Genomic DNA, 21443 nt, shown 5'->3' with positions numbered 1-21443 from the left:
TGGGCGGTAGACCTCGGCCTTGGCCTGCCGCCCGTTTTGCTTCGAGTTCGGTGGTGTCAGCGATGCTTGAACTTACGCGTATGACGAAGCGTTTCGGGGGTGTGGTGGCGCTTGACGGCGTCGACTTCTCGCTGTTGAGCGGTGAGGTCCATGCCCTTCTCGGTGAAAACGGCGCCGGCAAGTCGACGCTCATCAACCTGATAGCGGGAACGTATGGCTGGACCGAAGGCTCGTGCCGTATCGACGGCCAAACCGTTTCCGCGCTGACCCCACAGAAATCCCGCGATGCCGGCGTCGCGGCAGTGTTCCAGGAATTTAGTCTCGTCCCCGACCTCACGGTCGAGGAGAACCTGTTTCTTGGACGCGAGTTGAAAGGGCGGCTTTTCCTGAACCGGCGCGCGATGCGCGCCCGCGCCGAGGAACGCTTCCGCGAAATTGGCTTTCACGTCGAGCTGGACAGCAAGATCGAAACGCTGACCCGGGCGCAAAAGCAGATGGTCGAGATTGCCAAAGGCATGCTTTCGGATGCCAAGATACTCATCCTGGACGAACCGACCGCGTCGCTCACCGACGGTGAAGCGGAAAAACTTTTCGCCGCCATCGCGGGTCTCAAGGCCCGGGGCGTCGGCATTATCTATGTGTCGCACCGCATGGCCGAGATCCGTCGGCTCGCGGATCGTGTCACGGTGCTGCGAGGAGGGCGTAAGATCGATACCGTGGCCATCGCCGCGGCATCCGATGCTGCGCTCATTGAGATGATGGTCGGCCAGCCGGTCGAGCGAATCTACCCGTCAATCAGCCAGCGCCCCGCCGAGGTCGTGCTGGCGACCAGAGGGCTGCGTGTCTCCGGTAGCGTGTCAGATGCCTCCATCACGGTCAGGGCTGGAGAAATCGTCGGCCTGGCGGGCCTGGTTGGCTGCGGTCGTAGCGAACTTTGCCGGGCCGTGTTCGGCCTGGAGCGGGTGACGTCCGGTGAGATCGAACTCCATGGCGCGGTGGTAAGAGCGCCAGTCCCGCACGGCATGTTGCGTGCTGGACTTTGTTACTATCCAGCTGATCGCGGCGCCGAGGGACTGGCGCTTGGCCGTCCGGGCCGCGAGAACGTGACCATGGCCGCGCTTGACGACCCGAGACTGTCCCACGCCGGACTGCTCAAGTCATGGCGCGAGCGCCGGGCGATAGCCGGGCCGCTGAAGACACTGGGTTTGCGACCTATGGCGCCGGAACGCGCGGCGTCGTCGTTTTCGGGAGGAAACCAGCAGAAACTCGTGCTGGCGCGCGGTCTGATGCGCCCAGTCTCGGTCCATATTTTCGATGAACCGACGGTTGGCATCGACGTCGGCGCCAAAAGCGAGGTCTACCGGCTTATGAAAAGCCTGGTGGAGAATGGCGCGGCCATTCTGCTGTCATCGTCCGAACTGCCGGAGCTCGTTCACCTGGCCAACCGCGTCTACGTCATGCGTGAAGGGCGCATAGTCGCCGAACTCAAAGCCGACGGCATCACCGAAGCCTCCGTGCTGCGTCACTATTTCGACGCCCAAACCGGCGCCACGGAGGCAGCATGAGCCCTGACATGCTGCGGCGCCGTTTTCTGGAAACAGGCGGGATCGTCATCCTGCTTCTGGTCGCGGTCGCGGCGGCGGCCGCGATCATCGAACCGCGTTTTCTGAACCGCCTGAACATCCTCAACGTCCTGCGCAATTTCTCCTTCCTGGCGGTTCCGGCGATCGGCCAGATGATCGTCATGACCACCGGTGGTTTTGATCTGTCGGTCGGCGCCACGATGGCGTTGGCGTCCGTGGTCACGGCCGCGGCGATGGCCGCGATGCCCGACGCGGATGGGCTCCAGCTGCTGGTACCGGTGGCGCTGGCCTTGGCCAGCGGCGCCTGTGTTGGCCTGGTAAACGGAACGCTGGTGGCGCGGCTTTCCCTATCACCTTTCATGGTGACGTTGGCATCGTTGTCGATCGTCGCGGGAATTACGCTCTATTACACGCAGGGTATCCCGATCTATGGCGTTTCCGACGCCTTCGTCGATGCCATCGGGCGAGGGCAGGTGCTTGGCCTGCCGCCGGTCTTGCTGCTGGCGATCGTGGTGATCGCCATCGCCATCATTCTGCAGCGTCGGACCGCGCTCGGGCGCCACTTCTACGCCGTCGGCGGCAATGTCGGCGCCGCCCGGCTGTCGGGAGTGCGCACACACCGTGTGCTGATAACCGCCTATGTGCTCTCCGGTTTTCTGGCCGCGCTCACCGGTGTGCTGATCACCGCTCGCATCGGTTCTGGCCAGTCGACGATCGGCGGGACGCTGGGACTGGAGACGATCGCAGCGGCGGTGATCGGCGGCGTTTCATTGCGCGGTGGCTCAGGCCGCGCCGAGAACGTCGCCATGGCGGCGCTGTGCCTCTCAATCATCGCCAATGCGATGAACCTCACGCAGATCGACAGCAAATTCCAGACGCTGGTTCTCGGTTCCGTGCTCATCGGCGCACTGGCTTTCGACCGAATTGTTCAGGGGAGGCGGGCCAATGTCTGATCGTCCAGACATGGCGGCTCCGGTTGTTCTTGACCGCGCTCGCCCGGACATCCGCCAGTTCGCGGCGCAGGCCAAGCTGCCGGGGCTCGTATTCCTGGCCCTGCTAGTTCTCGGTCTGCTCGACCCGCGCATCGTTTCAAGCGGCAATCTCTGGAACATCGCGATCCAGACCAGCTATCTCGCACTCTTCGCCATGGCGCAGACCATGGTGCTGCTGACGCGCGGCTTCGACCTGTCGCTTGGTTTTACTGTCTCGCTCGTCAGCGTCATATCGGCGATGGTGATGACCGGAACCGGCGATATGCCCATCCTGTGGGGAATCGCCGCCGGCCTCGGCGTCGGGCTGCTGATCGGCGGGCTGAACGGCTTCCTCATCGCCGGTATCGGCATCAATCCACTCGTGACGACGCTCGGCATGGCCAACATTGTCATGGCGCTGGCGGCAACCGTCAGCGGCGGCTTTCCCGTGCCGGGCATTCCCGAAGCCTTCACGGAGGCCTTGGCGGAGGGACGGGTGATCGGCATTCCGGTGCCCATCGTGTTCGCCGCGCTGTGTTTCGCACTGCTGTTCCTGGTCCTGCGCTTCACCGTGTTCGGCCGCGGCCTGTATCTCATCGGTGCCAACCCGCGCGCGGCGAAGGCGGCGGGCGTTCGCACCGGACGTGTCGTTGCGATCGACTACGTGGTCTGCTCGCTGCTGGCCGCGATTGGCGCCATGCTGCTCACCGCGCGCACCGGGTCGGGCGAGCCCAACCTTGGCGGCAACCTGACCCTGGAATCGATAGCGGCGGCGGTGGTCGGTGGCGTGCGGCTGACCGGCGGCGAGGGAGGCGTCACGGCGGCTCTGCTCGGTGCCCTGTTCATCACGGTCATTTCCAACGCCATGAATCTCATGCAGGTCGACGGCTATCTGCAGCAGGTTCTTTTGGGCCTCATCATTCTGGCCAGCCTGATACTGGGCCGCGATCACAAGAAACGCTAACAGCTTCGGACCTTAAATGGCTTATCAAGTCTGCATCGATATCGGCGGAACCTTCACCGATTGCCTGGTTTCCGAGCCCGGTGGGAAAATCTCGATCTTCAAATCGCCCACCACGCCCGGCGAATTCGAGAAGGGATTCATCAACGTGCTGCACGTGGCGGCGGCCGGATACGGGCTCGATCCCGCGACGTTCATGACCAAGATCGACTTGATCGTACACGGCTCGACCGTCTCGACCAACGCGCTGGTCGAGCGCAAGACCGTCAAGGTCGGATTGATCCTCAACGAAGGACATCAGGACATCCTCGTCCTGCGCGAGGGGCCGCGCAAGGGCGCCTTCCAGTGGCGGCTCGACTATCCCGAGCCCTATGTCCCGCGCCACCTGACGAAGACGGCGCGGGGCCGCGTCGATGCGCGCGGGCGGGAGCTCACGCCTCTGTCGAGATCCGATGTCGAGGCGGCGATAGCCGACTTCCGGCGCTATGGGGTCGAAGCGATAGCGGTCGGTCTGCTTTGGTCGGTCGTCAATCCCATCCATGAAACAACGGTGCGCGATATCATCGCGCAGGCATGGCCGGAGATCCCGGTCACGCTTAGCCATGAAGTCAATCCGATGTCGCGCGAGTACAAGCGCATCATCGCGGCCGCTATCGACGCGTCGATCAATCCGATCGTGCGCACCTACATCGAGGACTTGCGGCAAGCACTTTCGCAGGCGGGTTTCCAGGGCGAGCTGCTGCTCGCCAACTGCGTCGGTGGAATGATGCCTCCCGCCGAGATGCTGCGGCGGCCAATCTACAGCGTCATGTCGGGGCCGACGCTGGCGCCGATGGCCGCGCTGGCGCTGAGCGACGAAGCCAACGTCATCGTCGGTGACATGGGCGGCACCACCTTCGACGTCTCGGCTTTGCGTGACCACCAGATCATCGTCACCCCGGACAGCATGATCCACGACGACTCGCTGGGGATCGCGAAAGTCGATGTGAGATCGGTTGGCGCCGGCGGCGGGTCGATTGCCTGGGTCGACGATGGCGGCCTGCTTCGTGTCGGGCCGCAAAGCGCTGGCGCGCGGCCGGGGCCGGCATGCTACGGAGCGGGCGGCACCGCGCCGACGGTCACCGACGCCAATGTCGTGCTCGGCATCATTGACCCGGATTATTTTCTCGGCGGCCGGATCAAGATCAGCCGCGATCTGGCCGAGAAAGCGGTCGCGAGCATCGCGACGCGGCTCGGCATCCCGCTGCTCGACGCGGCTTACGCCATCCAGACCACCAGCAACCACAACATGGTCGGGGCCATCGAGGAAATCACCATTCGCGAGGGCATAAACCCACGCGACAGTTTCTTTGTCTGCGGCGGCGGCGCGACCGCCATCCACATCGCCGAGATGGCCGACATATTGGGCTTGAAACGCTACATGATCCCGCGCTTCATGGCCGGGCTGAGCGCGTTCGGCGGGTTGATCTCTGATATCACGCGCGAGGAAAGCGCGGTTTTCCTGACCTCGACCCGGCGCTTCGACGCCGCCGGCGTCTCCGACATCCTGGCGCGGTTGAAGGTGTCGGGCGAAGCATTCCTCGAACAGGCCGGCGTTGAGCCCGAGCTGCGGCGTTTCGAGTTCTCCTTTCTTGGTCGCTACGAGTACCAGTCCTGGGAGATCGAGGTCCATTTCGAGGCCAATGAGGCGCGCCTCGAAGCGGAAAAACTCCCAAGTCTCGTCGAAGCGTTTCATCAGATGCACGAACGCATCTATTCGATCAGATCCGACCGCGACATTGTCGAATTCACCAACTGGAAGCTGCGCGCGGTGGGCAAGCGGGCCAATCAGGATGCTTGGAAGGATTTCAGGCTGGCCGACCAGGCGACGGCGCCGGTCGCCAAGACCCATCGGTCAGCTTATTTGCACGAAACCCGGGGGACGAGCTCTCTGCCTGTTTACGACATGGACCAGCTGGGCGCGGGGGCGGCGCTTGATGGGCCATGCCTGGTTGAGGCGACGACGTTCACCGCCTTCCTGAAGGACGGACATCGCGGGCGCGTGGACCCGCAAGGCAACATTGTCGTGACAGTCGATTGAGACTCAAACCTTCCCGAACAAGGCATCGTAAAATGAATTCACCTGTCATTCGCCTGGAGACGCCAACGCGCCGCGTCGATCCGTTCCTGATGTCGGTTCTCAAAAGCCGGTTCGAGGCGGTGGTGCGGGAAATGACGCTGGTCGTGATGCGGGCCAGCCGCTCAGCGGTGATCAAGAACGCCCGCGACCTGAGCTGTGCGATCCTGACCTATGATCACCGCCTCGTTTCCACCGAGGACGCGCTGCCGATCCACGTCATGTCGATGGATCTGGCGACCCGTCCGATAACGGAGTTGTTCGACGATATCGCCGACGGCGACATCTTCCTCAACAACTGCCCATACACTGGCGGCACCCATCATGCCGACCTGATCATGGCGATGCCGATCTTTTTCGACGGCAAGCCGCTGTTCTGGGCCGTGGCGCTTTCCCATCACGCCGATACTGGCGCGCCGACACCTTCGACCTATCTGCCATTTGCCAAGAACGTTTATGAGGAAGGGATCCACTTTCCCTGCGTGCGTGTGGTCGAACAGCACCGGGAGAAGCAGGACATCCTGCGCATCGGCATGATGCGCAACCGTGTTCCAGACATCTGGCTGGGCGACGTGCGAGCCCAGATCGGCGCCTGCAGGACCGGTCGACGCCGTCTCTTGGAACTGCTTGAAAAATACGGCCGCGACACGCTGCTGGATTTCGTCGAGGACTGGTTCGACTACGGTGCGCGTCGCGCCATGGCCGAGATCGCCAAATTGCCGAAGGGCAAGTTCTCCTACGAGGTCCGCCATGACCCGGTCCCCGGCGTGGCGGAGGAGGGCATCCCGGTCCGGATCACCATCGATGTCGACCCTGAAGCCGGCGAGATCACGGTCGACGTGCGTGACAACATGGATAACGTCCCTGGCGGTCTCAACCTGTCGGAAAACACCTGCACGGGCTCGTGCCGCATTGGCGTCTTCAACAATCTCGACGACGGCATCCCGCACAACGAGGGCGCCAAGAGCCGGATCAAGGTGTTGATGCGGGAGGGAAGCGTGGTTGGCAAGCCCCGCTACCCAGTAGGCACCTCGGTGGCGACCACCAATGTCAACGACCGGTTGATCATCGCCGGCAATTGCGTGTTCTCGACGATGGGAGAACCCTATGGCCAGGCCGAGAGCGGCTCGCACCTGCCGGCGGGGATCGGGGTGATTTCGGGCAAGGATCCGTTCAAGGACGGGCAGCCCTACGTCAACCAGGTCTTCATTGGCTACGCCGGCGGCGGCGCGCGTCACGGCTATGACGGCTGGTTGACATATTGCGGGCCGGCGAATGGCGGCCTGATCGCGCTGGATTCCGTGGAAGTGGACGAATCCATGTATCCCATCATCATTGAATCGCGCGGCGTGGTGGCGGATACCCAAGGCATTGGCGAGTTCGAGGGCGCTCCCGCGGTGGGCGGTGTCTTCTATCCCGTCGACCACGAGATGACACTGGTCTACTCGGCCGATGGCACAACCTTTCCGCCGCGTGGCGTGCTGGGCGGCGGTGACGCCAAAGCAAGTCGCAGTGCCAAGCGCGGCACGGATGGCAAGCTGGTGGAATTGCCGGCCTTCCATGAGGAGGCGTGCCGCGCCGGCGAGCGCATCGAGTTCGTTGCCTGTGGCGGCGGCGGCTACGGCGACCCGACCAAGCGCGATGTCCGCCGTGTCGCGGCCAGCGTTGGCCGCGGCTGGCTAACAAGCGAAGCGGCTCGCAAGTCCTACAAGGTTGCCCTGGTGCTGGACGCCGAGCAGGGCGTCTGGGCCGTCGACCAGGATGCCACCGCGCGCCTTCGGGCGGCCTGAGCCAGCGCGAAGAGAGGTCGCCAGCAAATGACCGGCGGCTTCGATCACGCCCGCTTGGCGGCCGCGTCCTGCTCGTCGAAATACCGCAACAGGTTCATGCCACCGCGCACGATGTCGCGTTCGATCGCCTTACGCGCCACCTTCTTGTTGCGGGTCCGGAACGCTTCGATCAGCGTCTCGTGCTCCTCCGCGCCGATGTAATCGTTCTCGGCCTGCAGATAATACACGTTAAGGATAGGGCCCATCGAGACCCACAGGCTTTCGATCTGCGCGATCAGCATATCCATCTTGGACAGGCGGTAGACGCCGAAGTGGAATTCACGATTGGCGCGACGGGCGCGGTCAGCATCGCCGGACGTTTCGCCGGCCACGAAATCGCGATGGATCTCGACCAGTTTTGCAATGTCCTTCTCCGAAACATGCTCAACGGCGAGTTCGGCCGCTAGTCCCTCGAGCGCGATGCGAATGAGCCGGACCTGCCAGTAACGCGACCGGGTCAGCTCTGGAACGGTGATGAACCGCCCTGACCGCAGTTCCAGCGCCTGCTCGCTGACGAGCCTGAAACAGGCCTCGCGCACAGGCGTGACGCTGGTGCCCAGCCGTTGCGCCAGATCCTGCATCAACAGTCTTTCGCCGGGCCGGAAATTGCCGGCGATCAGGGCTTCGCGCAGCGAGATATAAGTTCTCGCCGACAGACTGCCTTGCTCGATTGGCTGCATCGTGCTCATGGTCCACCGCTGCAATCTTGGCCGCACCGAATCGACAACGGATAGTGCGAGACGCTCTTATATCCTATAAGTCCGTTGCGAAACATGGCTAGGAGCTGGCGGGTTTCCCAGCGGAGAGCTTGCGCAGGATTGTCTCGATGATATCCAGCGATTTCTCGACTGTCGCCCGGTCATGGCTCCCTGACAGGTAGAGACGCTTGAGCGGAAGCGGCTGGCCGATCAGCCGGTTCGCCACCATCTCTCTGCGGAATGCAAGATCGAAAACATCGTCGTTGCCCAGCAAGTCCTGGTAGTCGCGGTAAGGACCGCTGAGGAAATAGATCAGCCAGACCGAGCCAAACCCGGCGCTCTGCGCGGGCAGGCCGAGGCGATCGATAATGCCATCCAGCTGCGTGCGCATGAAAGCGCCGAGGGCAAACAGGCGGTCGTAGAAGCCTGGTTTCGACAGCTCCTCAATCGTCGCCTGCATGGCGGCGAGCGTCGACGGCGTGCCGTTGAAAGTACCGCCCATGAACACGGATCCTTCCCCGGTCCGGCCGACGAGCGCCATGAGATCGCGACGACCGGCCACCACGCCAACGGGATAGCCTGACGAGGCCGCCTTGCCGAAGGTCGCGAGATCAGGCGTGACGTCGGCGATCGACTGATAGCCGCCGAGCGCGTGGCGAAAGCCGGTGATGACCTCGTCGAAGATCAGCACGACACCATGATCGCTGGTCAGGCGACGCAGCTCGCGCAGGAAAACATCCGTCGCGATCACCGACCCCATATTGTGAGCGATTGGCTCGATGATGATCGCCGCGACATCGCCTGGATTGGCCTTGAGATAATCCTCGACGGCGCCGGCATCGTTGTAAGGCAGCACGATGGTGTGACGGGCGGCATCCTCGAGGATGCCAGCACTGATGGGATCGTACTTGCCGATCGCCTGCGCGTGCGACTGTACGTTCATGGCGACATAGTCGTGCCAGCCATGATAGCCGCCTTGGAACTTGATGATGCGCTTGCGACCGGTGGCGGCGCGGGCAAGGCGCAGGGCGTGATAGGTCGCCTCCGATCCGGAATTGCAGAAGGCGACGAGATCCGCGCAAGGGATGCAGTCGACCAGCGCCTCCGCCACCTCGATCTCCAGCCGCATCGTTCCCGCACCGACAAGATCGATATCCTGCGTGACCGCAGCGATGCGTTCGCGCACCGCCGGATGACAGTGGCCAAGCACGTTGGCGCCGAAGCCGCAATGGAAGTCGGTGTACTGGTGTCCGTCGACGTCGTAGAGAAACGCACCCTGCGCCCGGGCAAATACATGCGGCGCGCCGAGCCTGCGGCTCGGGCTGAGCAATCCGCCCGGCATCACCGCACCGGCGCGCTCAATGAGTCGGGCGGTGTTATTCTGATCGGTCATCGGAATGTCCGTGCATGGCTATGGTCCGCCGGCTCAGCCGAGGGCTTCAAGAACGGTGGCCTCGATTCCCGCCGCGTCCAGCCGGTAGTGCTTGTAGAGATGCGTTGGCGGCGCAATCAGGCTGTATTCGTCGCGGATGCCATGGCGTATCAACCGTGCCGGGCTGCCCGCCTCCGCCAGGATTTCCGCCACGGCGCCGCCCAGACCGCCCAGGATATTGTGTTCCTCGATGGTTAGAATGAAGCGGGAGTGAGCCGCGGCCGAGAGCACTGCCTTCGTATCCATTGGCTTCACCGTATGCATGTCGATCAGTCCGACGGATTTGCCCGCCGCGCGCAGCGCGCGGTAAGCCTCCCTTGAGGGATGGACCATCGAGCCACAGGCGATGATGGTCAGGTCCGATCCTTCGCCGTGAACGATCGCCTTGCCGAACTGGAAGTCGACGCCGTCGTCTTCATAGACCAGCGGTTCCTGGCCGCGGCCAATGCGGAAGTAGATTGGCTGGGCATGATTGACAGACGCCTTGACGGCGGCCGCCAGTTGCGGGCCGTCAGCCGGCGCGACGACCGTGAGGTCGGCGATGCTTCGCATGATGGCAAGATCTTCCGTCGCATGGTGGGAGGTGCCGTAGAAGCCGAGTGAAATACCGGCATGATGACCGATCAGCCGCACCGGCAGAGCCGAATAGGCGACGTCGGTTCTGATCTGTTCGCAGCACAGCAGCGCCAGGAAAGAAGCGAATGTAGCGACGAACGGCATGGCGCCTGTGCTGGCCATGCCGGCAGCAGCCGAAACCATGTTCTGCTCGGAAATGCCAAATTGCGTGAAGCGTTCGGGAAAGCGTTGCGCGAACCGCACCAGCCCGTTGGAATATTGAAGGTCGGCCGTACCGGCCACGACCGGATAACCGTCTTCGACCAGATCAATGAGCGCGTTGGCCAGATAACTCAGGCCAGGCGCACGCGCGTTGATCTGGCGGTACTGCCAGGAGTTGGTATCGATCGGGCCGTTCATTGTGTTTTGCCTCCACGCTTGATCTCTTCGGCGGCCAAGGCCTCGTCCGATGGCGCGAGATAGCCCAGATGCCAGCCGGGTTCGGTTTCCATGTAACCAACGCCCTTGCCTTTGGAGGTCTTGGCAATGATGCAGACGGGCCGGGTGCGGTCTGCCTCGGCCTTCAACTGTCGCAGCAGCGTCGCGAGAGCGACGACGTCGTGCCCATCGACCTCGTGCACCTGCCAGCCGAACGCCGCCCATTTGTCGGCCAACGGTTCGATGCCGATGATGTCGTCGACCTGCCCGTCGAGCTGGTATCCGTTGCGGTCGACGATGGCGATCAGATTGCCGGCCTTATGGTGGGCGGCGGAGAGCGCCGCTTCCCAGACCTGGCCCTCCTGCATCTCGCCGTCACCGAGCAGGACATAGACATCGAAGCGCCGGTTGGCCGCACGGCCGCCAAGCACCATGCCGAGGCCGCCGGACAGGGCATGGCCGATCGAGCCGGAGCTGAAATCGACGCCGGGCACCTTGCGCATGTCGGGATGATCGCCAAGCGGATTGCCGAGCCGGGTGTAGCCATCGAGGACGTCCTTGGAGAAGAAGCCCCAGTCGACCAGCAGCGGGTAAAGGCCGACCGCGGCATGTCCCTTGCCCATCAGGAAGCGGTCGCGATCCGGCCATTGCGGCTCGCCGCGCCTCAGCCGCATCGCATCGTAGTAGAGCGTGGCGAATATTTCCGCGCAGGAGAACACCGACGAATAGTGGCCCACCTTGGCGATCTGGATGAGGCGCAGCGTCTCGAGCCGGACGAACTCTGCCCTGTCGCGCAACAGGGCGATCCGCTCCGCGTCGGGTGGCAGGGTGTTGTTTGAAGGAGTGGGTGCGTTGGCCATTGGACGTCACTCTCAGGATCATTTTTTCTCGACAACTTATAAGTTATAAGATATTCCTCGCCGAAGCAACCGCCTATCTGGTCGCAAGGAGAATTTTGATGAACAACGAATCGCGCGTGCTGGACATGGCCAGGCACTTTCATTCCCAAACGGATCCACGCCTGCATGAGGATCATGGTCCGTTGACGATCGTGGCCGGCGAAGGCGCGACCGTCACGGATGACGCGGGCAACCGCTATATCGAGGGCATGGGCGGACTCTGGTGTGCCTCGCTCGGCTTCAGCGACAGCCGGCTGGCCGCCGCTGCTGACCGCCAGATGCGCAAGCTCGCCGTCTATCACACCTTCAATCACCGCTCGAATGAGCCCACCGTCGAACTCGTTGAACAGCTTACCGCGTTGGCGCCGTTCGACCACGCGCGCGTCTTTCTGGTCGGCTCCGGTTCGGAAGCCAATGACACGATGGTCAAGCTCGCCTGGTATTACCAGGCCGCGCGGGGACGTCCGGAGAAACGCAAGATCATCAGCAGGTTTGGCGCCTTCCACGGCAGTACGATCATGGGCGCGGCGCTGAGTGGGCTGCCGCACATGCACAAGTCCTTCAACCTGCCGCCGCTTCCCGTCATATTCGCCGCGCGGCCGTTCCACTATCTCGACGGTCTGCCGGGCGAGGCGGAGCATGACTACGCCACGCGCCTGGCCCAGGAACTCGAGGCCCTGATCCTGGCGGAGGGGCCAGAGACGATTGCCGCGATGATCGCAGAGCCAGTCATGGGCGCCGGCGGCGTGCTGGTACCGCCGGAGAATTATTTTCCAAAGGTTCAGGCGGTGCTGCGCAAATACGACATTCTGATGCTGGCCGACGAGGTGGTCTGCGGTTTCGGACGCACCGGAAATTGGTTCGGCAGCCAGACTTTTGGCATGGAACCGGACATGCTGTCGGTCGCCAAGGGGCTTTCATCCGGTCATCTGCCCATTGGCGGCGTCATTATCTCCGACAAGGTCTACCAGTGCGTCGCCGACGAGGCCCACAAGGTCGGCGTGTTCGGCCACGGTTTCACCTATTCCGGCCATCCGGTGACAGCCGCCGTCGCCGCCGAGGCGATCAGGATCTACCGCGAGATCGATCTCGTGAGCCAGGCGCGCCGTCTCGGCGATTATCTGCATGCAGCGCTCGCGGACGCGCTCAACGACCATACACTGGTCGGCGAGGTCCGCGGCCGCGGTTTTATAGCGGGGATCCAGATCGTCGAGGATCGCGCCACCCGTCGCGCCTTTGCGCCGGAGCTGCGAATTGGCACCGATGTCGAGCGGCGGTGCCGCGAGCACGGAGTCATGATCCGCAACATGGGCGACGTGCTGGCAATCTGCCCGCCCTACGTCATCGCCCCTAAAGAGATCGATTACATGGTTGATGGCATTCGCGCGGCTCTTGATGAGACCGCGGCGGCCCATGCGCGGACTGACCAGTCGGCATGAACCCGCCCGGCGTGCGGCGAGACGTCGCTGGAGGGGCCGGCCGCGCGAAAGGCGCTTGGGCAAGCGCGAGCCGCAGCCAGCATACAGGATCCTGATTGTCTTATCCGAACGGAGGCCAGACCATGCTTCAGAAAACCAGCCATTTCATGCGCCAGGCCAATCTCATCAATGGCGAATGGGTGCAGGCCGACAGCGGCCAGACGGTCGACGTCAACAACCCGGCCACCGGCCTCAAGATCGGCACCGTGCCGAAGTCGGGCCAAGCCGAGACCCGTCGCGCCATCGAAGCCGCCGCGGAAGCTTTCAAGACCTGGCGCAAGACGACCGCGCTTGAGCGCTCGAAGCTGCTGCGCAAGCTGCACGACGCGATGATGGACAATCAGGACGTGCTGGCCGAACTGCTGACCATCGAACAGGGCAAGTCGCTGTTCGAATCGAAGGGCGAGATTGGCTCTGCCGCGGCCTACATATTGTGGTTCGCCGAGGAAGGCCGCCGCACCTATGGCGACGTGGTGCCGTCGCCGTGGGCGGATCGCCGTATCCTGGTGACCAAGGAACCGGTCGGCGTCATCGCCGCCATCACGCCGTGGAATTTCCCGTCCTCGATGCTGGCCCGCAAGCTCGGCCCGGCGCTCGCCGCCGGCTGCACCGCAGTGGTCAAGCCGGCCTCGCAGACGCCATATTCGGGCCTCGCCTGGGGTGCGCTCGCAGAGGAGGTCGGCTTCCCCAAGGGCGTCGTCAACATCCTGACCGGTTCGGCAAGCGAGATCGGCGACGAGATCTGCGCCAATCCGCTGGTGTCGAAGATCACCTTCACCGGATCGACGGAAGTCGGCAAGCTTCTCATCCAGAAGTCGTCGGTCACCGTCAAGAAAGTGTCGATGGAACTCGGTGGCAACGCGCCGTTCATTGTCTTCGATGACACCGACCTCGAGCGTGCGGTCGCCGGTGCGATCACCGCCAAGTATCGCAATTCCGGCCAGACCTGCGTCTGCACCAACCGCTTCCTTGTCCAGGCTGGTGTCTATGACAAGTTCGTCGAGAAGCTCGCTGCCGCCAGCAACGGGCTGAAGGTCGGCTCCGGCCTCGAGGACGGCGTGCAGCAGGGGCCGCTGATCGACGAGAAGGCGGTCGAGAAGGTCGAAGAACTGATCGCCGACGCCACATCCAAGGGCGGCAAGATCGTTGCCGGCGGCAAGCGCCATGCGCTCGGCGGCTCGTTCTTCCAGCCGACCGTCATCGCCAACGCGACACCCAATATGCGCTTCATGAAGGAAGAGATCTTTGGGCCGGTCGCCCCGGTGTTCAAGTTCGAGACCGAAGAGGAAGCGATAGCGCTCGCCAACGACACCGAATTCGGCCTCGCCTGCTATTTCTACACCGGCGATCTCGGCCGCGCCTTCCGCGTCATGGAAGGGCTGAAATACGGCATGGTCGGCGTCAATGAAGGCCTCATCACCACGCCGGAGGCACCCTTCGGCGGCGTCAAGGAATCCGGCCTCGGCAAGGAAGGCGGACATCAGGGCATCGAGGATTACCTCGACACCAAATATGTCTGCATCGGCGGCCTCGGCTCTAGTGCGCCGGCTTTTCCCGCGTCTCAGAACGCGGAATGACGAACCCGCGGGTGATCCGGTGAAAATCTTTCCGGTTCCGAGGAGAAGTGACCTAAGATCGTGAGCGCCCTATGCTCTTACGTTTCCGGAAAAAGCTTCGGAAACAGCGCGTCCAGAGCGTCCGCCGGAAAGCGTAGGGACACTGGGCCCTTTGGCGTTTCCGACGCCAATAGTCCGAGCGCGATTACGTCATTGAACACTCGACGCGCCGTACGTTCGGGTAGTCCGCTAATACGGGATGCCTCGCCGCGGTCAAACTCACCGCGCGTGAGCGCTTCCTCCACGAGGCGGCCGGCTTCGGGCTTCAGACCACTGCGCTCCACATGCCGATACAGCCGCTTGGCCAACGTGTCGAGATCGAACAGTCCGGTCATGAAGCTCACCTGATCGATACACGCCTGCAGGAACCATAAGGTAAAATCGCCGAGTGCGCGTTCGGAGAGGTTGCCACGTCCGTCGAGATCACCCTGGCGGGGCATATCGGCATGATCCATCATGCTCTTGTAATCCGTTCGGCTTTTCACGCCACGTGCCAAGCCTCGTGAGATCGACCACAGCCCGTGCGCGGCGACCCCGGCCGAGGGCCATGGCGTGGCTCATCAATCGGCTGACGCGTCCGTTGCCGTCCGGAAACGGGTGAATGTAGTTGAAGCGGTGATGCGCGGCAGGAATGGTCAGGATGCGTCCGGCCTTGCCCAGCTTATCGAAGCGATAACGCATGGCAAAGTATTGCATGAAATCGTTGACGCGATCGCTCGAAGGCGGTTCATGCCGGCCGATGGCGACGTCATGCTCTGGCTTCGATCGCCACTCACCTGGCGCCATGACGAACTCACGGCCGGAACCCTTGATGGTCAGCATGGGCGATTCCGCATCGCGGTAGAATTCCGCATGCAGCCATCGAAGAAAACCTACCGATGCCGGTTCCGGCAACTGCCCATCGGCAGCCAGGCGGTCGATCTCGGCTTGCACGCGAACGTGCGCGGCCGCCTCGAGCTGCAGATTGCGGCGGTTCTCGTCTCGATCGAAATTCCGACCAGCGCCCGTTCGATGTCGCGCGGGCGCGTATCGTGGCCTTCGATCAGGTTGCTGTAGTAGGTGTTCATGATGCGCACGAGATGGGGCGAGGTTGGCTGCGGTACGCGAGTGCAGGCTTTTGCCCAAAACAGCCGACGTCGCCAGGCTTGGACACAAATCGATGCTGCCGATGATGATCATGGCCGATGTTCGGCAGGCCTATCGTACTGACAACTACGCACAAACCGTAATTGGGGGAGCCATCTGGCCGATGCTTTGGCCGATCTATGACGATCGGCCGGACTCAGACAGGTTCGAGGTGGAAAACAGGCAGCTTTAAACATGGTTCTGCCTCGGCCAGCGCAAGATTCGCCTGGAGCTTCGCTTATGCTGTGTGAGCTTGTTCTCTCGCGCCCGAATTCCCCATGGATGGCCCAAAAGCAGGCGATCCATTTGTCATTTTTAAGTGCGTCGGACTGCCAGTTGATCGCGTTCTGACCCGACTGGGAGTTCAAGTTTGACCTGAAACTGACCGGGTGCTGGATGGCAGGCTTCATCCCCACCGGTCTGATATGAAACAACGTCCGGCCCCGAGGCTAGGCTGCAATCTCGGATGGCTTGTATGCGCCGTTTTTTTAGAGCGTGTTGCGGGCTTGGTCTGCTCAACCTCGGAGCTCTACGCTTCACGGCGTTAGGATGAGCGTTCGAGGCGCAGGATTACTGCCGACACTGCTCTTCTTGTTCGCATTGGGCAGTTCCCGTTGGAAGCTTCCATCTTGCCGACTGCTGAGTTTGGAGTCGCCGTAGCTGTGAAATCGAAAAGAAGCCCATAGGCAACGTTTGCCGCGACGCTACTGAGAGCTGGTCACCGGGAGAGCCGAAGGTAGAACGAAGTTGTCTCGTTGAGCTTGTATGTGGCGCCAGCATAGAAGGCCCAGTTCCCACCCCAAGGCTTATACAAACCGCCACCGTTAGCGCCGATCGCGTTCATGGCCTCGTCCTTTTGGCAGAGATCACCACGGTCGCTAGCTGGCGAGCAAAGTCCGTCCCAGCGCTGCATTATCTCGTCGGATCCGGCAAGCTGGCAGAATTTCCCAGGCGGAGCTGACGGGGAGGGATGGTGGGAATAAAACGGTGCGCGTGAGGTCTCGGCGGGAACAGCCAAGACATCTAAGCGGAACGGACTGGCATAACGCAAAGACACAGGCGAGCTCAGCGGCAAGGTGGTTTGTTATCACCATGGGACGCCTGCCGCGTCAAACGGTGGTGTCGTGGGTCGAGACGGCGAGGGCAGCGGTCGCCATGCGCCCCGACCGGCTTGCCTTGTTCGGCTACTCGCATATCCCATCCCAAATAAAGAACCAGCGCCTCCCATCGAGGCGGAATTTCTTCCCGACAGCGCTGCCCGCGCTGAACAGTATGCGGCTGTCGCCGTGAGGCTGATTGCCGCCGGCTACCGACAGATCGGGCTCGACCATTTCGCCTTTCCGGACGACGAGCTCGCGCTGGCACAGGAAACAGGTCGCCTGCGACGTAACTCGTTGGGCTACTCGGCTGACACCTGCAGAACCCTGATCGGTTTCGGCGCGTCGGCTATCGGCCGCACCGGCCAGGGATACGTTCAAAACGAAGTTACACGGGATTCCTACATCCAGCACATCGCAGCTGGCCGACTGGCTACATCGAAGGGCCATCGCCTCACAGACGACGACCGCGTGCGAGCCGCAATTATCGAGCGATTAATGTGCGATTTCGAGGCTGACGTGCCGGCAATCTGTGTCGCCCACGGATCTGATCCGATCCGTCTTCGCGGTTCAGATGAGCGTTTGGCGATGCTGGCCAAGGACGGAATAGTGGACTTCGAAAACGGTTTTGTCCGCGTACGGCGGGAGCATCGCTTTGGGATTCGCGCTGTCGCTGCCGCATTCGATGCTTTTAGGGATGGCGTTACGTATCCCGCAGGTGAGGGCAAGCAGACACACGGAAGCTAACACAGGGGGTATCTTTTGCCGGAGAGAACGAGCTGCCATCGTGCGGTGCCCGGTTAGTAGTGAAGCGCCGTAAAATGTCGACATAGGCGTTGGTGAACTGGACCGAACGACGAGAACAGCCTATCCAGTGTGTTGTCGGCAGTAGTTCGAAAGTCCTGCTACACCCGATCCGATGCCTCTCAACGCCGAGGCCGCACCTCCGTGCCGAAGCCGGCCTTCCCAATGGTGGGTCGAGCCGTCGCTTACCCCGTGCTTGCCTCACAGATCCGCGACCGAGAACCCAGCCTCATGCTCCCGCCCTGCCGGGGCCTAGGTCAATCTAGCATGAAAGGAACACGTCGGAACCTGGGATATCGCTTGCCCGGCCGGGCGGCGATAGCCTTGTCGGGGCAGCGAGGAGCCGTAGCCGATGATGAACGCACAGGAGAAGTCTGGCGTGAATGGGGCGATGATTGTCAAGCTTTGCTCTCGAGTCATTTCGTCAACCATCTTGCGTGACCGATTGGCGACCATCTCCTCGTCCCGACCTTATATTACCCGTTGCCTGTCGCCGCCAGCGCGCAGTGACTTGTCAAGGATGGAGGCCCGCAGACCCCATCGCGCGGCGACTTGTCCTTGACGGTCACGAGCACGGCGGCAGGTTTGCCGTGGTCGGGGAGCCCTTCCTTGGGCGGAGCCGACGACGGTGTTCGAGGGGAACTCGCCATGAGCCGGGTGCGCAGAGATCGTCCGACGCTCTTGTATTTGCTGGATCCCAGCCGGCTCCGCCTCCGACTGCCTCGGTAGCTCGGTATCCTGAGCGCGTCGGCGGCATCATGCCATTATCATCCTACGAATTGCATGCTCCATCGTCCTGGACGAGACCGGTTTGGCTAGCCAAAGGACGAAGGTCTGATTACCAGATGTGATCGGCATGGGGTCGCTTCCACCAACGACGATGATGGGCACCGTCATCAGGGTGGTACGTAGAGCTTCGGGCTGTCCTGGCCCGAGGAAAGTCGCTTTATCGAAAATTAGGAGGTCGGCTGCCTTCCCGCTCTCGATCCAGTCGCAAAGACTCTCGAAGGTCGCGAAGCCGACCGGCTTATAACCCAGCGCGGCGATCTTATCCTTGTAGATCTCCAACGCTGCTGGATCGGGGTCAACGACTGCAATGATTTCTCCGTTGCCAAGTGATCCATCGCATGGGCCGAAAGCGCTATCAGCTCTGACCTGCTCCTCAGCGCAGGCCGGTAAGTAGAGATCGAAGCGTGTACCTCGGCCAACAGCCGAGGTGACGTCAAGGCATCCTGCGAGCGCGCTCACATGGCGGTCCACTGCAGCAAGACCCAGTCCGGTCCCGCCGACGCGAGAGCGCGTGGTAAAAAAGGGCTCAAAGATATGCGGAAGCACCGAACTTGCGATTCCTTGGCCATCGTCGCTGATGGAGAGGAGAACGTAATCTCCCGGTTTCAAGGTGCCCTTAGCCACGGGCTTCGTTTGACAGACGTGAGCGCGAGAAACGCTAATCTCGACACGGCCCTCATTCAAGAGAGCCTCCGACGCGTTCTTGCATAGATTCATAAGGATCTGCTGTATCTCGGTCGGGCTGCCCTCGATCACCGTTTGCCACTCGTTGATCTTGAAGTTCAACTGAACATCCGCACGAAGTGTAACCCGCAGCAATGGCGCGAGATCCATTACACTCTCCGAGACGTCGAAAGGCATCGTCACGCGCTTCCGATTTCGGCTTAGTGACAAAATTTGATCAATAATCAGTTTGGCTCGGTTGCTGGCCAAGATAATTTGGCCGATGTGGCCCCGAATTCTCGAGGGGCGACGCACAAGACCTTTAGCCATCTCTGCGTAGCCGACTATTGCTCCTAGAACATTATTGAATTCATGTGTAACGCCGCTTGCGATTGTGCCGACAGCCGTCAGCCTTTCCGCATGCTCCCATCGACTCTCAAAAAGGTTACGTTCCGTGTGTACACGTTGCATTTCAAGATGGTTGCCTAAACGCACAGTAGCGCTCGCCAGAACCAGGAGGTCGTCTGTGGAGGGTGGTGAGCGATCTCCTTCAAAAACAAGGATACAAACCGCAGCCTGCTGATCGGAGGCCCGGCAACCAACAATTTGACAAACACCGGTAGTGCCTACGGCAGTCCGAACCACTTCCGACGCCGGAACGACGCGAAACACTGGCTGTTCCGGGTGTACAAGTGAGACGACTTCATGGATTAGCGTGGCGTTCCAGACGCGCATGCGCTTGTTCGCGACAAAGTACTCGGTATTCCTGCTGATACTCGGATCCACCAGAGCAAGCGCGCATTGATCCGCATCGAAAACGCATTGAATGAGTCTAAGCGCCGCTTCGGTGGAGAAGCGCCGCGAAGCCTTCGTTGCTTGACTGTCGATGAAACAAGCTTCGATCTCACTCATCGCCGCTTCAAGCTCTAACCGCCTTTCCAACCGGTTCGTCCGCACATGCAGCGTGGAGGCTCGAATGGTCGCAAACAAGCAGAGGCATATGGACACCAAGCCAAAGAAAAGCCGTGTACGCTGCGCTTGCGCGCTGGCGAAGCTGTAGGCTTTCAGATGTTCTCGCTCCAATTCGGCAGCCTTGGCGAACGTGTCGAAGGATGGGATCCGATTGACAGCGCGGTCCAACCTCAACATTGAGGACAGGATAGCGCGGCCCTCGCGGGCAACATCCTCCGTGACTTGGTCCTGGCTAGGAGGAAGTCGGCGGAGAGACTGATCGATTTGTAATGCGAGGCTGAATCCCGGTCTGGCCGAAAATTGAAGGATCAGATTGGAAAATTCAGGCCTGTTCGACACTCCCCCCCAAAGGCGATTAGCCGAGCGAGCAAAGCGTACGAGAGAGCTTTGCAGAAGCTCATTTTGCGCGGCCGAGTTCGAGATGGCAGCTTCTGTGTTTTCGAGGGACTTTTTGAGCTGTGCAACCAACCTGGAGTGCACCCCGGAGCTCTCATTGGGCGAAATCTCAACAAGGCGTTGGTAGTTTTGAAGGTTCCTTTTTAATGCTTGCCCGGTAGAAGCAACGGAACGGAAGTCCAATACCATGTCGGCGCGGGCGACGTCTCGCTGGAGCAATGCGTAGTTGATCTGAATCGTCCGCAGTTCGCTTAGGACCGCCTCGTTGATCTGGGGGTCTTGCCACTGTATCGCGACCAAGAGCGCAACCGAGGCCACTAGGGCCATTACAGAAGCTTTGTCGGTACTGAGCCATTTTTCCCAAACGAACGGCGTTTGAGCCGCGGTGCGTGCCTTGCGAAGGTCCGAGTTGAATTCTAGCTCCCCATCGCGTCGGTGTGCGGCCGGATGCTGCTGGAACAGGAAAGCCAAGTGTACCTCTCCCCTCAAACAGGCGGTGTAGACACCGTTGCACTCTGCCCCCATGGCCCGCTGACCTTCCATTGATTCGCGGGCGTTTCGACCTCGACGGCGAGGCGGCAGCACAAGGCGGGCAACTGATCGCAGTTTTCGGAACTGGTCTTCCGAGAGATCATCGAAGGGGCATACAAGCGCACGCCTGCAGCAGCCGAGGATGATACCGGCCGGTCAAACGCAACTGGCGAGGGCCGGATCTGCTGTTGGCTGGCAGCTAACACTGGCGGGGCGGCGGCCTCAACTACGGCGTGCCTAGAGCCGGCTGCTGCGAAAGCGTCCGACACGCTTCCCTTGGGGTCATCCCGTCCAGCGGGCATTCTTGGATCGCTGAAAAAAGACGAGGCGGCTTGATGATCCTGCCCTCGCTGAAGCACCTCGCGAAACCCCTTTTCCAGTCGCAGAAGCTCCTCTGGACCGGTAGGCGGCTCGTCAGCTCGACCATCGAACAGCGGCCGGAGCGCCTCGGACACGTGCTGCTCAAAGCCCACTCGCCGGGCCTGGACCG

The 21443-nt window shown here is 61.7% G+C and carries 14 protein-coding genes and 1 pseudogene; 8 read left to right on the top strand and 7 right to left on the bottom strand.

The window, feature by feature from the left end; translation table 11 throughout:
- The first annotated feature begins 62 nt into the window (after window positions 1–62).
- The 5 genes from NKH06_RS30140 to NKH06_RS30120 are packed head-to-tail and all read left to right on the top strand — an operon-like array spanning window position 63 to window position 7421.
- Window positions 63–1565, top strand: coding sequence for a sugar ABC transporter ATP-binding protein (locus NKH06_RS30140; protein WP_352760697.1), 1503 nt, complete (start codon window positions 63–65; stop codon window positions 1563–1565).
- On the top strand, window positions 1562–2536 hold the full coding sequence (locus NKH06_RS30135; RefSeq protein ID WP_352443110.1) for an ABC transporter permease: 975 nt from the start codon (window positions 1562–1564) through the stop codon (window positions 2534–2536). The genes NKH06_RS30140 and NKH06_RS30135 overlap by 4 nt, the downstream gene beginning before the upstream one ends.
- Complete coding sequence (locus tag NKH06_RS30130; RefSeq protein ID WP_352443109.1) at window positions 2529–3518, top strand: ABC transporter permease; 990 nt, start codon at window positions 2529–2531, stop codon at window positions 3516–3518. Before NKH06_RS30135 ends, NKH06_RS30130 begins: the two co-directional genes overlap by 8 nt.
- 16 nt (window positions 3519–3534) lie before the next feature.
- Complete coding sequence (locus tag NKH06_RS30125; RefSeq protein WP_352538807.1) at window positions 3535–5595, top strand: hydantoinase/oxoprolinase family protein; 2061 nt, start codon at window positions 3535–3537, stop codon at window positions 5593–5595.
- 32 nt (window positions 5596–5627) lie between these two features.
- Window positions 5628–7421, top strand: a complete 1794-nt coding sequence (locus tag NKH06_RS30120; RefSeq protein ID WP_023768620.1) for a hydantoinase B/oxoprolinase family protein — start codon at window positions 5628–5630, stop codon at window positions 7419–7421.
- A 44-nt stretch (window positions 7422–7465) separates the two neighbouring features.
- On the opposite strand, the gene NKH06_RS30115 is transcribed toward NKH06_RS30120, so the two are convergent.
- The 4 genes from NKH06_RS30115 to NKH06_RS30100 all read right to left on the bottom strand — a co-directional run bounded on the left by NKH06_RS30115 (window position 7466) and on the right by NKH06_RS30100 (window position 11443).
- Window positions 7466–8149 carry a GntR family transcriptional regulator gene (locus tag NKH06_RS30115; RefSeq protein ID WP_023737066.1) on the bottom strand — a complete coding sequence of 228 codons (684 nt, stop codon included), beginning with the start codon at window positions 8147–8149 and terminating at the stop codon, window positions 7466–7468.
- Between the two features lie 88 nt (window positions 8150–8237).
- The gene (locus NKH06_RS30110) at window positions 8238–9551 is read right to left on the bottom strand and encodes an aspartate aminotransferase family protein (protein ID WP_023768619.1); all 1314 of its coding nucleotides are present in this window, start codon (window positions 9549–9551) and stop codon (window positions 8238–8240) included.
- A 33-nt stretch (window positions 9552–9584) separates the two neighbouring features.
- Complete coding sequence (locus tag NKH06_RS30105) at window positions 9585–10565, bottom strand: transketolase family protein (RefSeq protein ID WP_023747620.1); 981 nt, start codon at window positions 10563–10565, stop codon at window positions 9585–9587.
- Entirely contained in the window at window positions 10562–11443 is an 882-nt protein-coding gene (locus NKH06_RS30100; protein WP_023768618.1) for a transketolase, read from the bottom strand. The genes NKH06_RS30105 and NKH06_RS30100 overlap by 4 nt, the downstream gene beginning before the upstream one ends.
- Before the next feature lie 98 nt (window positions 11444–11541).
- On the opposite strand from NKH06_RS30100, the gene NKH06_RS30095 reads away from it, so the two are divergent.
- The gene (locus tag NKH06_RS30095) at window positions 11542–12921 is read left to right on the top strand and encodes an aminotransferase (RefSeq protein ID WP_352793957.1); all 1380 of its coding nucleotides are present in this window, start codon (window positions 11542–11544) and stop codon (window positions 12919–12921) included.
- 122 nt (window positions 12922–13043) lie between these two features.
- Window positions 13044–14537 carry an NAD-dependent succinate-semialdehyde dehydrogenase gene (locus NKH06_RS30090; RefSeq protein ID WP_352894955.1) on the top strand — a complete coding sequence of 498 codons (1494 nt, stop codon included), beginning with the start codon at window positions 13044–13046 and terminating at the stop codon, window positions 14535–14537.
- Window positions 14538–14614: 77 nt separating this feature from the next.
- On the opposite strand, the gene NKH06_RS30085 is transcribed toward NKH06_RS30090, so the two are convergent.
- Window positions 14615–15034 (bottom strand): Fic family protein, encoded by a 420-nt coding sequence (locus NKH06_RS30085; protein ID WP_023737287.1) that lies wholly within the window; start codon window positions 15032–15034, stop codon window positions 14615–14617.
- Window positions 15000–15755 (bottom strand): Fic family protein, encoded by a 756-nt coding sequence (locus NKH06_RS30080; protein WP_352894953.1) that lies wholly within the window; start codon window positions 15753–15755, stop codon window positions 15000–15002. Before NKH06_RS30080 ends, NKH06_RS30085 begins: the two co-directional genes overlap by 35 nt.
- Window positions 15756–16802: 1047 nt before the next feature.
- Between NKH06_RS30080 and NKH06_RS30075 the strand changes: the two are divergent.
- Window positions 16803–17545: pseudogene (locus NKH06_RS30075) on the top strand (oxygen-independent coproporphyrinogen III oxidase); the annotation flags it as partial.
- Window positions 17546–18358: 813 nt separating this feature from the next.
- On the opposite strand, the gene NKH06_RS30070 reads toward NKH06_RS30075, so the two are convergent.
- Complete coding sequence (locus NKH06_RS30070) at window positions 18359–20893, bottom strand: two-component system VirA-like sensor kinase (RefSeq protein ID WP_031204404.1); 2535 nt, start codon at window positions 20891–20893, stop codon at window positions 18359–18361.
- Window positions 20894–21443 lie beyond the last annotated feature (550 nt).

Source organism: Mesorhizobium sp. M1342 (assembly GCF_040317955.1).
GTDB lineage: Bacteria > Pseudomonadota > Alphaproteobacteria > Rhizobiales > Rhizobiaceae > Mesorhizobium.
The sequence above is the reverse complement of the archived record's forward strand: the minus strand, read 5'-3'. Positions and strand labels throughout refer to the sequence as shown.

Bases quoted from the DNA above. Each gene is read 5' to 3' on its own strand.
- NKH06_RS30140 (WP_352760697.1), top strand. From the start codon at position 63: ATGCTTGAACTTACGCGTATGACGAAGCGTTTCGGGGGTGTGGTGGCG.
- NKH06_RS30130 (WP_352443109.1), top strand. From the start codon at position 2,529: ATGTCTGATCGTCCAGACATGGCGGCTCCGGTTGTTCTTGACCGCGCT.
- NKH06_RS30120 (WP_023768620.1), top strand. From the start codon at position 5,628: ATGAATTCACCTGTCATTCGCCTGGAGACGCCAACGCGCCGCGTCGAT.
- NKH06_RS30125 (WP_352538807.1), top strand. From the start codon at position 3,535: ATGGCTTATCAAGTCTGCATCGATATCGGCGGAACCTTCACCGATTGC.
- NKH06_RS30105 (WP_023747620.1), bottom strand. From the start codon at position 10,565: ATGAACGGCCCGATCGATACCAACTCCTGGCAGTACCGCCAGATCAAC.
- NKH06_RS30085 (WP_023737287.1), bottom strand. From the start codon at position 15,034: ATGATGGATCATGCCGATATGCCCCGCCAGGGTGATCTCGACGGACGT.
- NKH06_RS30100 (WP_023768618.1), bottom strand. From the start codon at position 11,443: ATGGCCAACGCACCCACTCCTTCAAACAACACCCTGCCACCCGACGCG.
- NKH06_RS30080 (WP_352894953.1), bottom strand. From the start codon at position 15,755: ATGATCATCATCGGCAGCATCGATTTGTGTCCAAGCCTGGCGACGTCG.
- NKH06_RS30110 (WP_023768619.1), bottom strand. From the start codon at position 9,551: ATGACCGATCAGAATAACACCGCCCGACTCATTGAGCGCGCCGGTGCG.
- NKH06_RS30135 (WP_352443110.1), top strand. From the start codon at position 1,562: ATGAGCCCTGACATGCTGCGGCGCCGTTTTCTGGAAACAGGCGGGATC.
- NKH06_RS30090 (WP_352894955.1), top strand. From the start codon at position 13,044: ATGCTTCAGAAAACCAGCCATTTCATGCGCCAGGCCAATCTCATCAAT.
- NKH06_RS30095 (WP_352793957.1), top strand. From the start codon at position 11,542: ATGAACAACGAATCGCGCGTGCTGGACATGGCCAGGCACTTTCATTCC.
- NKH06_RS30115 (WP_023737066.1), bottom strand. From the start codon at position 8,149: ATGAGCACGATGCAGCCAATCGAGCAAGGCAGTCTGTCGGCGAGAACT.